This window comes from Methylobacterium sp. E-066, assembly GCF_022829635.1.
Classification (GTDB): Bacteria; Pseudomonadota; Alphaproteobacteria; order Rhizobiales; family Beijerinckiaceae; genus Methylobacterium.
The window spans coordinates 82,496-95,401 of the sequence record NZ_JAKSYO010000193.1 but is presented as its reverse complement, the minus strand read 5'-3'; the positions used below and the strand labels follow the sequence as shown (position 1 = coordinate 95,401).

Annotated in this window: 9 protein-coding genes; 7 read left to right on the top strand and 2 right to left on the bottom strand. The window is 71.0% G+C overall.

Going from position 1 to position 12,906, the window contains the following annotated elements:
* Nucleotides 1-169 precede the first annotated feature (169 nt).
* The 4 genes from MKL20_RS29160 to MKL20_RS29145 all read left to right on the top strand — a co-directional run bounded on the left by MKL20_RS29160 (nt 170) and on the right by MKL20_RS29145 (nt 7,370).
* On the top strand, nt 170-3,583 hold the full coding sequence (locus MKL20_RS29160) for an acyl-[ACP]--phospholipid O-acyltransferase (protein WP_244039606.1): 3,414 nt from the start codon (nt 170-172) through the stop codon (nt 3,581-3,583).
* Nucleotides 3,584-3,746: 163 nt separating this feature from the next.
* On the top strand, nt 3,747-3,959 hold the full coding sequence (locus tag MKL20_RS29155; protein WP_243962475.1) for a hypothetical protein: 213 nt from the start codon (nt 3,747-3,749) through the stop codon (nt 3,957-3,959).
* Between the two features lie 79 nt (nt 3,960-4,038).
* The gene (gene pbpC, locus MKL20_RS29150; RefSeq protein ID WP_409568213.1) at nt 4,039-6,183 is read left to right on the top strand and encodes a penicillin-binding protein 1C; all 2,145 of its coding nucleotides are present in this window, start codon (nt 4,039-4,041) and stop codon (nt 6,181-6,183) included.
* Between the two features lie 143 nt (nt 6,184-6,326).
* A complete protein-coding gene (locus MKL20_RS29145; protein WP_244039605.1) occupies nt 6,327-7,370 on the top strand; it encodes a cytochrome-c peroxidase in 1,044 nt (347 codons plus the stop codon).
* 54 nt (nt 7,371-7,424) lie between these two features.
* Here the strand turns inward: MKL20_RS29145 and MKL20_RS29140 are convergent, their stop codons facing one another.
* Both MKL20_RS29140 and MKL20_RS29135 read right to left on the bottom strand, forming a co-directional pair.
* Nucleotides 7,425-8,174 carry a glycerophosphodiester phosphodiesterase family protein gene (locus MKL20_RS29140; RefSeq protein WP_244039604.1) on the bottom strand — a complete coding sequence of 250 codons (750 nt, stop codon included), beginning with the start codon at nt 8,172-8,174 and terminating at the stop codon, nt 7,425-7,427.
* Nucleotides 8,175-8,176: 2 nt separating this feature from the next.
* On the bottom strand, nt 8,177-8,650 hold the full coding sequence (locus MKL20_RS29135) for a RidA family protein (RefSeq protein WP_244039603.1): 474 nt from the start codon (nt 8,648-8,650) through the stop codon (nt 8,177-8,179).
* Nucleotides 8,651-9,023: 373 nt separating this feature from the next.
* On the opposite strand from MKL20_RS29135, the gene MKL20_RS29130 reads away from it, so the two are divergent.
* The 3 genes from MKL20_RS29130 (at nt 9,024) to MKL20_RS29120 (ending at nt 12,896) form a co-directional block, all read left to right on the top strand.
* Nucleotides 9,024-10,214: an aspartate aminotransferase family protein gene (locus tag MKL20_RS29130; protein ID WP_244039602.1), complete on the top strand. Its 1,191-nt coding sequence runs from the start codon at nt 9,024-9,026 to the stop codon at nt 10,212-10,214.
* 179 nt (nt 10,215-10,393) lie between these two features.
* The gene (gene argF / locus MKL20_RS29125; RefSeq protein ID WP_244039601.1) at nt 10,394-11,374 is read left to right on the top strand and encodes an ornithine carbamoyltransferase; all 981 of its coding nucleotides are present in this window, start codon (nt 10,394-10,396) and stop codon (nt 11,372-11,374) included.
* A gap of 496 nt (nt 11,375-11,870) precedes the next feature.
* The gene (locus tag MKL20_RS29120) at nt 11,871-12,896 is read left to right on the top strand and encodes an Hsp33 family molecular chaperone (protein ID WP_244039600.1); all 1,026 of its coding nucleotides are present in this window, start codon (nt 11,871-11,873) and stop codon (nt 12,894-12,896) included.
* Nucleotides 12,897-12,906: the final 10 nt, after the last annotated feature.

Genomic DNA, 12,906 nt, shown 5'->3' with positions numbered 1-12,906 from the left:
CCGGAGATCGCGCGCCGCACTGGGTTGCTTCGCTGCGCTCGCAATGACGGCGTCGTCGGGATGCTGGCCAAACCGGTGTATTGCGGCCCCGCAACCGCCGCCCGACGCAGGGCCGATTTGACCTCGACGCATCGGCTGGGCCAGTCAGGTTCGGAACCGAGAGATCGCCATGTTCCGTTCCCTGATGAGTGCCCGGCGCTTCGCGCCGCTGTTCTGGTGCCAGTTCTTCTCGGCGTTCAACGACAATTTCCTGAAGAACGCCCTGGCCTTCCTGATCCTGTTCGGGATCGGCGGGCAGGCGGATGCGCATGCGGGCGTGCTCGTCACCCTGGCGAGCGCGGTGTTCATCGGGCCGTTCTTCATCCTGTCGGGCCTCGGCGGCCAGTGGGCCGACCGCTACGACAAGGCGCTGATGGCGCGCCGGCTCAAGTTCGCCGAGATCTTCGCCGCCGGCACCGCGGTGCTGGGCTTCCTGCTGCATTCGGTGCCGGTGCTGTTCGTGGCGCTCGGCCTGTTCGGGACGATCGCGGCCCTGTTCGGCCCGATCAAGTACGGGATCCTGCCGGACCATCTGCGCCGCGAGGAACTGCCCGCCGGCAACGCGCTGGTCGAGGCCGCGACCTTCCTGGCGATCCTGCTCGGCACGATCGCGGCCGGCGCGGCCTCGGCGCTGGGCGGCTCGGGCCTGGTGTTCGGCGTCCTGGTGATGGGCTTTGCGGTCCTGTGCTGGCTCTCGGCCCGGATGATCCCGCCGACCGGGGAGGGGGCGCCCGACCTCCATGTCGACCGCAACGTGGCGCGCTCCACCGCGTCCCTGCTGCGCGACCTCTGGGCCGATACGCGGCTGTGGCGCGGCTCGCTGACGGTGAGCTGGTTCTGGCTGGTCGGCGTGGTGGTGCTGTCGCTCCTGCCGGTTCTGGTGCGCGATGTCTTCCACGGCACCGAGACCGTGATCACCCTGCTGCTGGCTTTGTTCTCCATCGGCATCGCCGTGGGCTCGGGTCTGGCCTCGTGGCTCGCCAGCGGCCGGATCGTGCTGCTGCCGACGCCGGTCGGGGCGGTGCTGATGGGCCTGTTCGGCCTCGACCTTGCCTGGACCATCGGACATGTGCCGCCGCCACCCGCGGAGGCGATCGGCCCGCTCGACTTCCTGCAGACAGGAGAGGGCCTGCGCACCGCCATCGGCTTCCTCGGGCTCGCCGTCTCCGGCGGCCTCTACATCGTCCCGTCCTTCGCGGCCGTGCAGGCCTGGACCGAGAAGGCGATGCGCGCCCGCATCATCGGGGCGGTCAACGTCGTGACGGCAGCCTTCATGGTGGCCGGCACCCTGGCGCTCGCGGCTTTGCAGGGCGCGGGCCTGTCGAACGCCAGCCTGCTCGCATTGGTGGGGGTGCTGAACCTGATCGTCGGCGCCGTCGTGTTCGCAACCCTGCCGACCAGCCCGTTCCGCGACGCGCTCTCGATCCTGTTCCGAGCCTTCTACCGGCTGGAGGTCCGCGGGCTCGACAACGTCGCGGCAGCCGGTCCGAACTGCATCCTGGCGCTCAACCACGTCTCCTTCCTCGACGCGCCTTTGGCCCTGTCGCTGCTCGACCAGGAGCCGGTCTTCGCGGTCGATAGCGGGATCGCGCAGCGCTGGTGGGTCCGGCCGTTCCTGCGGGTCACCAAGGCTATGCCGCTCGACCCGACCCGGCCGCTCGCCACCCGGACGCTGATCAACGCGGTCAAGAGCGGCGAGACGCTGATCATCTTCCCCGAGGGCCGGCTCACGGTCACCGGCAGCCTGATGAAGGTCTATGACGGCGCCGGGCTGATCGCCGACAAGTCCGGGGCCATGGTCGTGCCCGTGAAGATCGACGGGCTGGAGCGCACCGCGTTCTCGCGCCTGTCCCGCGGGCAGGTCCGCCGCCGCTGGTGGCCCAAGGTGACCGTGACGGTGCTGCCGCCGGTGCGGCTGACCGTGGACGACACCCTGCGGGGCAAGGCACGGCGGCAGGCCGCCGGGGCGGCGCTCTACGGCATCATGTCCGACCTGCTGTTCCGCACCGCCGACACCGACCGCGGCCTGATGGCGGCGCTGATCGATGCCGCGGACCGCCACGGCTGGCGCCGCACCGCCGTGGAGGACCCGGTCACCGGCCGCCTGACCTACAGCCGGCTGGTGCTGGGCGCCAACGTGCTTGGCCGCAAGCTGATGCCGCTTGTGCCCGAGGGCGGCCGGATCGGCGTGATGCTGCCCAACGCCAACGGCGCGGCCGTGACCCTGTTCGCCCTGGCGTCGGCGGGCCGGGTGCCGGCGATGATCAATTTTTCGGCCGGGCCGGCCAACGTGCTCTCGGCGTGCCGGGCGGCGCAGGTCGACAGGATCCTGACCTCCCGGGCCTTCATCGAGAAGGGCCGGCTCGGGACTCTCATCGAGGCGATCAAGGGGACGGTCGAGCTGGTCTATCTGGAGGACGTACGCGCCACGATCACGACGCCGGACAAGATCCGTGCGCTGCTGGCCGGCCGTCGACCCCTGGTGAAGCGCAATGGCGAGGATCCGGCCGCGGTGCTATTCACCTCGGGCAGCGAGGGCACGCCCAAGGGGGTGGTGCTGGCCAACCGCTGCATGCTCGCCAACGTGGCCCAGGTGGCGGCCCGGATCGATTTCGGGCCCACCGACAAGGTGTTCAACGTGCTGCCGGTGTTCCACGCCTTCGGGCTGACCGCCGGGCTGGTGCTGCCCCTGGTCTCGGGCGTGCCGGTCTATCTCTACCCGTCGCCGCTGCACTACCGGATTGTCCCGGAGCTGATCTACGGCTCGAACAGCACGGTCCTGTTCGGCACCGACACGTTCCTGACCGGCTACGCCCGGTCTGCGCATGCCTACGACCTGCGCTCGCTCCGCTACGTGGTGGCCGGCGCCGAGGCCGTGAAGGACTCGACCCGCAAGACCTGGGGGGAGAAGTTCGGGTTGCGGATCCTGGAGGGCTACGGCGTCACCGAATGCGGGCCGGTGGTCGCGCTGAACACGCCGATGTTCAACCGCTTCGGCACGGTCGGCCGGATCCTGCCCGGAATCGAGACCCGCCTGGAACCGGTGCCCGGGATCGACGACGCCGGCCGCCTCTCGGTGCGCGGCCCGAACATCATGCTGGGCTACCTGCGGGCGGAAAAACCCGGCGTACTGGAGCCGCCGCCCGAGGGCTGGCACGACACCGGCGACATCGTGGCGATCGACGCCATGGGCTTCGTGACGATCAAGGGCCGGGCCAAGCGCTTCGCCAAGGTCGCCGGCGAGATGGTCTCGCTCGCCGGGATCGAGGCGCTCGCCGCCGAACTCTGGCCGAACCAGCCGAGCGCGGTCGCTGCGGTGCCGGATCCGCGCAAGGGCGAGCGGCTGGTGTTGTTCACGCAGGAGACGGGCGCAACCCGGGCCGCCTACCAGAGCTTCGCCAAGGAGCGCGGCGCCTCCGACGTGGCGATCCCCGCCGAGGTGGTGGTGCTGGACGCGATCCCGATGCTCGGCACCGGCAAGGTCGACCAAGTCTCCGTCGTCAAGCTCGCCCTGGAGCGGGCCAAGGAATCCGCGGCTGCGTGAGCGGCCGTCTCGTCCTGCCGGCCCGCATCACCCAAACAGGGGATGCAAGCGTTGTCGCGTTAGCATGGTATCACGAATACAGTCATGATTCGATCAGCACTCAGCGATCGAGCTTCGTGGACTGGAATTCGCGATTCGCGCGCGTGTCGACGAGGGGTTGAACATGCACAAAAGCAGGCGATTTCCGATCTGGCTGACCCGGCGGGCCTATTTCAAGCGGCTCGAACGCTGGGCGAAGCCCGGGAAGGCGCGCAAATCCGCGCCGCAGATCCTCGAAGCCGAGCCCGACATCATGCCCAGCAACGTCGTGCCCTTCCCCTTCCGCCTGGGGCAGGCGGGCCGGCCGGCGTTCCCAGACCTGCGCGGCGTCGGCTGAGCCGGCTCCCCCGGGACTTGCCTGCCGCCGCAGTTCGTTGAATCTGTGCGCGCCGGCAATCCCGGGACCTGGAGGACGCGTGCCGCACGACGGGCCTGATCCCAGCGCGGCTGCACCGCCGGAAACCCGACGTGGCCGCGCGGCGCCCGTGGGCTTCGGGATCGCGGCCCTCTTCGTCGGGCTCATCGCGGCGGGCGCCGGGCTGGTCTGGCGCTACGCCGTTTCGCTGCCGCCCCTCGATCTGGCGGCGGCCGCGGCGCGCTCGACGGTGGTACTCGACCGGTCCGACACGTTGCTGCGCCCCTTCGCCACCGCGGACGGCCGCTGGCGTCTGCCGGTCTCCGCGGCGACCGTCGATCCACGCTACCGGGCGATGCTGCTCGCCTACGAGGATCGGCGCTTCCAATCGCATCCCGGCATCGACCCGGTGGCGATCCTGCGCGCCGCCGGCCAATGGCTGGGGCATGGCCGGATCCTGTCGGGGGGCTCGACCCTGTCGATGCAGGTCGCCCGCCTGGTCGAGCCGCGGCACGGGCGCTCGCTGGAAGCCAAGCTCCGCCAGATGGTGCGGGCGGTGGCGCTGGAGCGGCGGCTCGGCAAGGCGGCGCTTCTCGACCTGTACCTGGCACTCGCCCCCTATGGCGGCCCGCTCGAGGGCGTGCGGGCGGCGAGCCTCGCCTATTTCGGGCGGGAGCCGGTGCGGCTCACGGCGGCGCAGGCGGCCCTGCTGGTCGCCCTGCCGCAATCCCCCGAGACCCGCAGGCCGGACCGGTTCCCGGCCCGCGCCCGGGCCGCCCGCGACCGCGTGCTTGATCTGGCGGCGCGCCGGGGCCTTCTCACCCTGGCGGAGGCCGAAGCCGCCAAGGCGGAGCCGGTGCCGACCGAACGAAAGCCGTTCCCGATGCTGGCCGCCCACGCCGCCGAGGAGGCGGTGGCGGCCGAGCCCGGGGCGCCGGTGATCCGCCTGTCCATCGACGGGCGGCTGCAAGCGCGGCTGGAGGCCCTGGCGGCCGAGCGCGCCGCAGCGACGGGGCCGGCCCTCTCAGCCGCGATCCTGGTGCTCGACAATCGCGACGGCCGCGTCATCGCCCAGGTCGGCAGCGCCGGCTATCTCGATCCGAGCCGGCGCGGGGCGATCGACATGACCCTGGCCGTGCGCTCGCCGGGCTCGGCCCTGAAGCCGTTCGTCTACGCCCTGGCCTTCGAGAACGGGCTCGCCCATCCCGAGACGCTGCTGGAGGACCGCCCGGCGCGGTTCTCGGCGAGCTACGCGCCGGAGAATTTCGACCTGACCTTCCAGGGGACGGTCACCGCAAGGCGCGCCCTGCAGCTCTCGCTCAACGTGCCCGCGGTGGCGCTGATGGAGGCGGTGGGACCGGCGCGCTTCATCGCCCGGCTGCGGGCGGCCGGCGCCGGGATCCAGCTCCCCCGTGAGGCGGCCCCGGGCCTGCCGGTGGCGCTCGGCGGTCTCGGCATCACGCTCACCGACCTCGCGCGGCTCTATGCCGGGCTGGCCCGCGGCGGCACGGTGCCGGACATTCTGCGCCGGGCCGGGGATTCAGCCGCCACCGGCGCGGAGCACCGGGTTACCGAGCCGGTAGCGGCCTGGTACGTCGCCGACATCCTGCGCGGGACGCCGCCGCCGGAGAACGCGCTGCCGAACCGCATCGCCTACAAGACCGGCACGTCGTTCGGCTACCGCGACGCCTGGGCGGCGGGTTTCGACCGGCACGTCACGGTGGCGGTCTGGATCGGGCGCCCCGACGGCGCCCCGGTGCCCGGCCTCGTCGGCCGCGTCGCCGCCGCCCCGATCCTGTTCGACGCCTTCGCGCGCCTCGGCACCGAGCCGGAGCCGGTCCCGCAGCCCCGCGACGCGCTGAGCGCGGCCGAGTCCGGCGGCTTGCCACCGCCGCTGCGCCGCCTGCATCGCGATGGGCCGGATGCACAGGGTCCGACGCTCAGGATCGCCTATCCCCCGGACGGGGCGCGAATCGATCTCGGTCTGGCGAACGCGCGTGCGGAAGAAGGCGGCGGGACCGGCCCGGGCCTCGCCCTCAAGGCGCTCGGCGGGGTGCCGCCGCTGACTTGGCTGGTCGACGGTCAGCCCGTGGCGCAGACGCCGCGGCGCCGGGCCGAGTGGATCCCGGGCGGGGCCGGCTTCGCCCGGATCTCGGTTCTCGATGCAACGGGGGCGAGCGACAGCGTCTCCATCCGGCTGGAGTGACGTCGCGCATCACAGATTTTACGACGAAAATGCCTGGGTGCGGCACTCTGCACCCGCCAATACGCTCGTGAAGACCGATCTTCCTATTCGGATTCATCGCTCGTCAACGAATACCGGCCTAAAGCTCACCGGTGAGGTCGGTGATGGCTTGGAAGGTCGGCGCCGCAATCGCGGGGCTTCTCGGATTGGTCGGCATGGCAGCCGGAGTCGGAAGCGGTGGTGATCCGCGCCGCGCCGGCTGGCGCGACGCCTATCGCCCGCCCGCCGAGATCCCGTTCCCCAGCGAGAATCCCTATTCCGCCGCCAAGGCCGAGCTCGGTCGACGCCTGTTCTTCGATCCGATCCTGTCCGGCGACGGCAGCCGCGCCTGCGCGACCTGCCACGTCCCGGATCTCGCCTGGGGCGACGGGCGCGCCCGCGCCGCGACGCGCATGCAGGGCGACATGGACCTGCGCACGCCGACCCTGATCAACGTCGCCTGGCAGGACGGCCCGATGGGCTGGGACGGGAAGTTCAAGACCCTCGAAGCCGTCGCCGCGATGCCGATGACGTCGCCGACCAACATGAACCTGCCGATGGCCGACGCGCTTGCCCGGCTGTCCGCTGATTCGAGCTACGCCGCCGCCTTCGCCGCCGCGTTCAACGATTCCGCCATCACCCGGGACCAGCTGGAGGCGGCGCTGGCGACGTTCGAGCGCCTGATCGTCAGCGGAACCACCCCGTTCGACCGCTGGATCGCCGGCAACGAGGCCGCCATCGGCGAGCCGGCCAAGCGCGGCTTCGACCTGTTCAACGGCCGGGCCGATTGCGCCAGCTGCCATTCCGGCTGGTCGTTCACGGACAACTCGTTCCAAGACATCGGCGTCGGCACCGGCACCGATATCGGCCGCGGCCGCCTCAAGCCGACTTCGGCCGCCCTGCGCTACGCCTTCAAGACCCCGACGCTCCGGGAGATCGGCAAGCGCGGCCCCTACATGCATGACGGCTCGGTCGCGACCCTGGAGGCGGTGATCGACCTCTACGACCGCGGCGGGATCGACCGTCCGAGCCGCTCCCGATCGATCAAGCCGCTCCACCTCAGCGCGACGGAGCGGGCCGACCTGCTGGCGTTCCTGGCAACCCTCTCCACCGGGACGGGCCGCGACCTGACGACGGCGTCGTTCACGACGGCGGTTCCGACGCCGTAAGCCGGATTGTTCGGGGCGCCACTCCAAGCCCGGCAATCCGGCGGCTCGTCCCGGTCACGGGACGAAGCCCTCGAACACCATCTGGTCTGCGTGCGCGCCCGCGCGGGCGCGCTGGTCCTCGGTCCGCACCGTCCAGGCCATCACCGGGATGCGGCTGAGGAGCCGGCATAGGTAGGTCGGCGCGCAGGGCAGGTCGTCGACCCGCCAGGACAGGAAGTCCGGCCGCGAGTCTGAGAAATGCAGCAGGTTGGACAGGGCCCGGCGCGTTGCCCAGGGCATGCCGGCATAGGCCGGGTCGTCCTGGGTGGTCTCGGCGACGATGCCCCGGGGGATTGCCGGCGGGCACAGGTCGCGGAGCGCCGCGACCACCTGCGGATCGAAGGATTTCAGCGCCACCGGGCCAGAATAGGCGGCGGCGATCGCGGCCGCCCGGGTCGCCAGCCGCGGATCGCCGTCGTAACGGGATTTGACCTCGATCACGACCGGCACCGCCCCGGCCACCGCGGCCAGGAAATCCGTGAGCGTCGGGATCGTCTCCGAGGTCCCGGCGACCGCAAGCGCCCCGAGCTCGGCCGCCGACTTGGTGCCGATCGCCTCGCTCGCCTCGGTCAGCCGACCGAGGGCGGGGTCGTGGAACACCATCGCCTCGCCGTCGGCGCTCAGCTGAACGTCGCACTCGATAGCAAAGCCGCCGGCCACCGCGGCGCAGGCGGCGGCCAGGGTGTTCTCCGGCCGGCCCGCCGCCCGGTCGTGCAGCCCGCGATGGGCGATCGGCCGCGCGGTCAGCCAGTCGGGCGCGGCCACGCCTAGCGGACCTCGAAGATCGCCTCGACCTCGACCGCGGCGTCGAGGGGCAATTCGGCGACGCCGACCGTCGAGCGGGCATGGCGCCCGCTATCACCCAACAGCTCGACCATCAGGTCGGAGGCGCCGTTCATCACCCCGGCCACCGCGGAAAAACCGGGCGCGGCGTTGATGAAGCCGCCCAGCCGCACGCATTGCTCCAGGGCGCGATCGAGATCGCCCACCGCGGCTTCGAGCTGGGCCAGGACGTTGAGGGCGCAGAGCCGGGCGGCCGCCTTGCCGGCCTCGGGTGAGACGCTGCCGCCGACCTTGCCCTTGTGCTCGGGGGCGATGGTGCCGTCCGCGCCGAAGCAGACCTGGCCAGAGATCACCACGAGGTTGCCGGTGCGCACGAACGGCACATAGTTCGCCACCGGTGCCGCCGCCTTCGGCAGGGCGAGGCCCAGCGTCTCGAGGCGTTCCTTGATCGTGCTCATGGGATTCTCCCGCGCTGACTCGACTCGGCGGGAGCAGGAGCATGACCGCGCCCCGCCGCGCAAGGGGACTCGAGTGCTCGCCGCCGACGTGGATGCCGGTTCGGCGCAAGCGAGCGCGCCACCTCAGGGATCGAGAGCCGTTCCCGGTCGCGTTGTGATCGGGAACGGCTCCAACCCAGCAATGCGGCTCTGAAATCCGGCGCGCGCAAGCATCGTGCAGAGCAGCCGCGCGCCCGGAATCGACCCCGCAACGTTGACAGGAGCGGGTCGTTTCATAGTAATCGCGCGCGTGCCGCCCATGACGAGGCGGCACTTTCATTTGGAGCCGGCACAACGCTTGCTCCGCGCCTTCTGAGATACGGAGACGGGATCCGTGACGTCAGCCCTTCTGCCGACCTACGTCCGCGCGCCGCTCGCTTTCGAGCGCGGCGAGGGCGCCTGGCTCGTGACGGAGGCCGGGGAGCGATACCTCGATTTCGGCGCCGGCATCGCGGTCAACGGCCTCGGCCACGCCCATCCGCACCTCGTCGGCGCGCTCACCGAGCAGGCCGGCCGGATCTGGCACACGTCGAACCTGTTTGAGATCCCGGGCGGCGAGCGCTTCGGCCGGCGCCTCGTGGACGCGACCTTCGCGGACGTGGTGTTCTTCTGCAACTCGGGGGCCGAGGCCAACGAGGCGGCGATCAAGATCGCCCGGAAGTACCACGCCGCCGGTGGCAACCCGGAGCGCTACCGGATCGTCACCTTCGCGGGCGCCTTCCACGGGCGGACCCTGGCGACGCTCGCGGCCGGCGGCCAGCAGAAATACATCGAGGGTTTCGGGCCGAAGGTCGACGGATTCGACCAGGTCCCGGCCGGCGACTACGACGCGCTGGAGGCGGCGATCGGGCCGGAGACGGCCGCCCTGATGATCGAGCCGATCCAGGGCGAGGGCGGCGTGCGCGTCATCCCGCACGCGGACCTGCGCCGCCTGCGCGAGATCTGCGACGCGAACGGCCTGCTGCTGATCATGGACGAGGTCCAGACCGGCGTCGGGCGTACCGGCAAGCTGTTCGCCCATGAATGGTCCGGCATCACCCCGGACATCATGAGCGTGGCCAAGGGCATCGGCGGCGGCTTCCCGATGGGCGCGTGCCTTGCCACAAGCGAGGCGGCGCGCGGCATGACCGCCGGCAGCCACGGCACCACCTTCGGCGGCAACCCGCTCGCGATGGCGGTGGGCAACGCCGTGCTCGACGTGGTGCTGGCGGACGGCTTCCTCGACCGCGTCGCTCATGCCGGGCTGCTGCTCAAGCAGAAGCTCGCGTCCTTGCGCGACCGCCACCCGCACGTGTTCCAGGAGATCCGCGGCGAGGGCCTGATGCTCGGCCTCAAGCTCGGCGTGCCGAACACCGATTTCGCCGCCGCCGCCCGGGCCGCCCACCTGTTGGTGATCCCGGCCGGCGACAACATCGTCCGTCTGCTGCCGCCGCTGATCGTCGGCGACAGCGAGATCGACGAGGCGGTGGGGCGGCTCGACCAGGCCGCCTCCTCCTTCGAAGCCCTGCGCGGGGCCGCTGAATAGCAGGCCGATCCCGCTCTACACGAATCACCGCCCTGCGCCGCGTTCCGGCGCAGGGCGGTGCGAAGCATTTTCGGGTGCGGTCGATCCCCGCCGCGCGTGATGAGAATGCCCCTCACCAGGAGATAGAGTGTCGTTCATGATCAGGTGATCGTGGAGCAGGCTCTAGCGAACGTGACGCGATGAAAGCCCAGATTGACGGCCGGGCGCGTGCCCCAGTCCCGCACCTGAACGGTGCCGGCCCCCGCCACTTTCTCGACCTCAAGGACTTCTCCGGGGCGGACCTGCGCGGGGTGCTCGACGCGAGCGCCGCCATGAAGGCGCACCGCCGCAAGGGCGAGCGCGCCGCCGTGCGTCCGCTCGTGGGCAAGACCCTCGCGATGGTGTTCGACCGGCCCTCGACCCGGACCCGCGTCTCGTTCGACGTGGCGATGCGCGAGCTCGGCGGCGAGACCCTGATGCTCACCGGCTCCGAGATGCAGCTCGGCCGCGGCGAGACCATCGGCGACACCGCCCAGGTGCTGTCGCGCTTCGTCGACGCGATCATGATCCGCATCCTCGACCACGGGCAGATGCTGGAGCTGGCCGAGCACGCCACCGTGCCGGTGATCAACGCGCTGACCAAGGTCTCGCATCCCTGCCAGATCATGGCCGACGTGATGACCTTCGAGGAGCATCGCGGGCCGATCAAGGGCCGCACCGTGGCCTGGTCGGGCGATTCCAACAACGTCCTGGCGAGCTGGGTCCACGCGGCCGCGCGGCTCGACTTCAGCCTGAACATCGCCAGCCCCCCCGAGCTCGCGCCGCCCCCGGGCCTGATCGCGTGGGCGAAGGGCGAGGGCGCGAACATCACCGTCACCACCGACGCCTTCGCGGCGGTGAAGGGCGCGGATGCCGTCGTGACGGATTGCTGGGTCTCGATGGGCGACGATGACGAGGGTCACCGCCACAACCTGCTGAGCCCCTACCAGGTGAACGCCGCGCTGATGGCGGCCGCCAACCCGGACGCGATCTTCATGCACTGCCTGCCAGCCCACCGCGGCGAGGAGGTCACGGCCGAGGTCATGGACGGGCCGCGCTCGGTGGTGTTCGACGAGGCCGAGAACCGCCTGCATGCGCAGAAGGGGATTTTGGCGTTTTGCCTGGGCGCGGGCGAGTCCTGATCCCGGGCTCGCGCTTTTCGGGACTGCGCCCCATATAGGCCGCGGCGGGCAGCTTCTGTCGCCCGCAATGCACGCTCTCTCCAGTGCGGACGAGCGGATCGATCTATCGGATCCGGCAGCAGACCTCTCGGAACGCTGCGTTTCCCCCTCGCCGCAAGAGCTGCAGGCGATAAGCGTTTGAAGCGCGGCTGCTGTTGCAGATCGCGCCGCGCTCCCTCTCCCCTTGCGGGAGAGGGTTGGGGTGAGGGGCTAGGATTTTCCGGATAGGTCGTATCCCTCACCCTGCTCTCTGCGAGAGCAGACCTCTCCCGCACGGGAGAGGGGACCCGCATCGTCTTCGCTCGACCGCACATCCGCGGCTGCGAATGAAACCCGCGCCGTCTCTGACGTCCGCCGGGGAAGGAGCGTGCATTGTGGGACGGCTGGGCACGATGGTGGACCATCGTGTCCGAGTGAGCGGCCGCCGCGGGAACCGGACCTATCGATCGGAGCGGGCATGACCTCAGGACCAGAGTCGCAATCCCAGTCGCAGGCGGTCGGCAACGGCCATGACGGTGCGGACGATGCCGTGCTGCCCTTCGCTGTCGAGGCCCTCGACGTGCGCGGGCGCCTGGTCCGGCTCGGCCCCTCGGTGGACACGATCCTGCGCCGCCACGGCTATCCGGATGCCGTCGCCCGGCTGCTCGGCGAAGCCGCGGCGCTCACGGTGCTGCTCGGCTCGTCGCTGAAGTTCGAGGGCCGCTTCCAGCTCCAGACCAAGACCGACGGCCCGGTGGCGATGATCGTGGTCGATTTCGAGGCGCCGGATCGCCTGCGCGCCACCGCCCGGTTCGACGCGGAGCGGGTCGCGGCGCTTGGCGAGCGCCCGCTGAAGGATGCCGACCTGATCGGCGCCGGCCACCTCGCCATGACCATCGACCAGGGCTCCGCGGCCAGCCGCTACCAGGGCGTCGTCGCCCTCGAAGGCCAGAGCCTGGAAGAGGCCGCGCACCAGTATTTCCGCCAGTCCGAGCAGATCCCCACGCAGGTGCGCCTCGCGGTCGCCGAAGCGGTGGAAGAGGGCACGGGCCGTTGGCGCGCCGGCGGGCTGATCGTGCAGTTCCTGCCGCAGTCGATCGACCGGGCCCGCCTCGCCGACCTGCCGCCCGGCGACATCCCGGAGGGCCACACCCACCTGTCCGGACAGGCGGTCGAGGACGATGCCTGGGTCGAGGCGCGGTCGCTGGTCGGCACCGTGGAGGATCACGAACTGGTCGATCCAAGCGTATCGAGCGAGCGCCTGCTCTACCGGCTGTTCCACGAGCGCGGCGTGCGGGTGTTCGACCGCCAGCCGGTGCACGAGGCCTGCCGCTGCTCGCGGGAGCGGGTGATGGGCATGATCCGCTCGTTCTCGCCGCAGGAGCGTCGCGACATCGTCGCGGATGACGGCCGCATCGTCATCACCTGCGAATTCTGCTCCCGGCGCTACGACCTCGACCCGCAGGAGGTGGAGGCCGAGATCGACACGCAGCCGAACCAGTAGAGTTTCGGCC

Excerpts from the sequence above, each read along its gene's own strand:
- MKL20_RS29160 (WP_244039606.1), top strand. The coding sequence starts at position 170 with ATGTTCCGTTCCCTGATGAGTGCCCGGCGCTTCGCGCCGCTGTTCTGG.
- MKL20_RS29155 (WP_243962475.1), top strand. The coding sequence starts at position 3,747 with ATGCACAAAAGCAGGCGATTTCCGATCTGGCTGACCCGGCGGGCCTAT.
- MKL20_RS29145 (WP_244039605.1), top strand. The coding sequence starts at position 6,327 with ATGGCTTGGAAGGTCGGCGCCGCAATCGCGGGGCTTCTCGGATTGGTC.
- MKL20_RS29135 (WP_244039603.1), bottom strand. The coding sequence starts at position 8,650 with ATGAGCACGATCAAGGAACGCCTCGAGACGCTGGGCCTCGCCCTGCCG.
- argF (WP_244039601.1), top strand. The coding sequence starts at position 10,394 with ATGAAAGCCCAGATTGACGGCCGGGCGCGTGCCCCAGTCCCGCACCTG.
- MKL20_RS29120 (WP_244039600.1), top strand. The coding sequence starts at position 11,871 with ATGACCTCAGGACCAGAGTCGCAATCCCAGTCGCAGGCGGTCGGCAAC.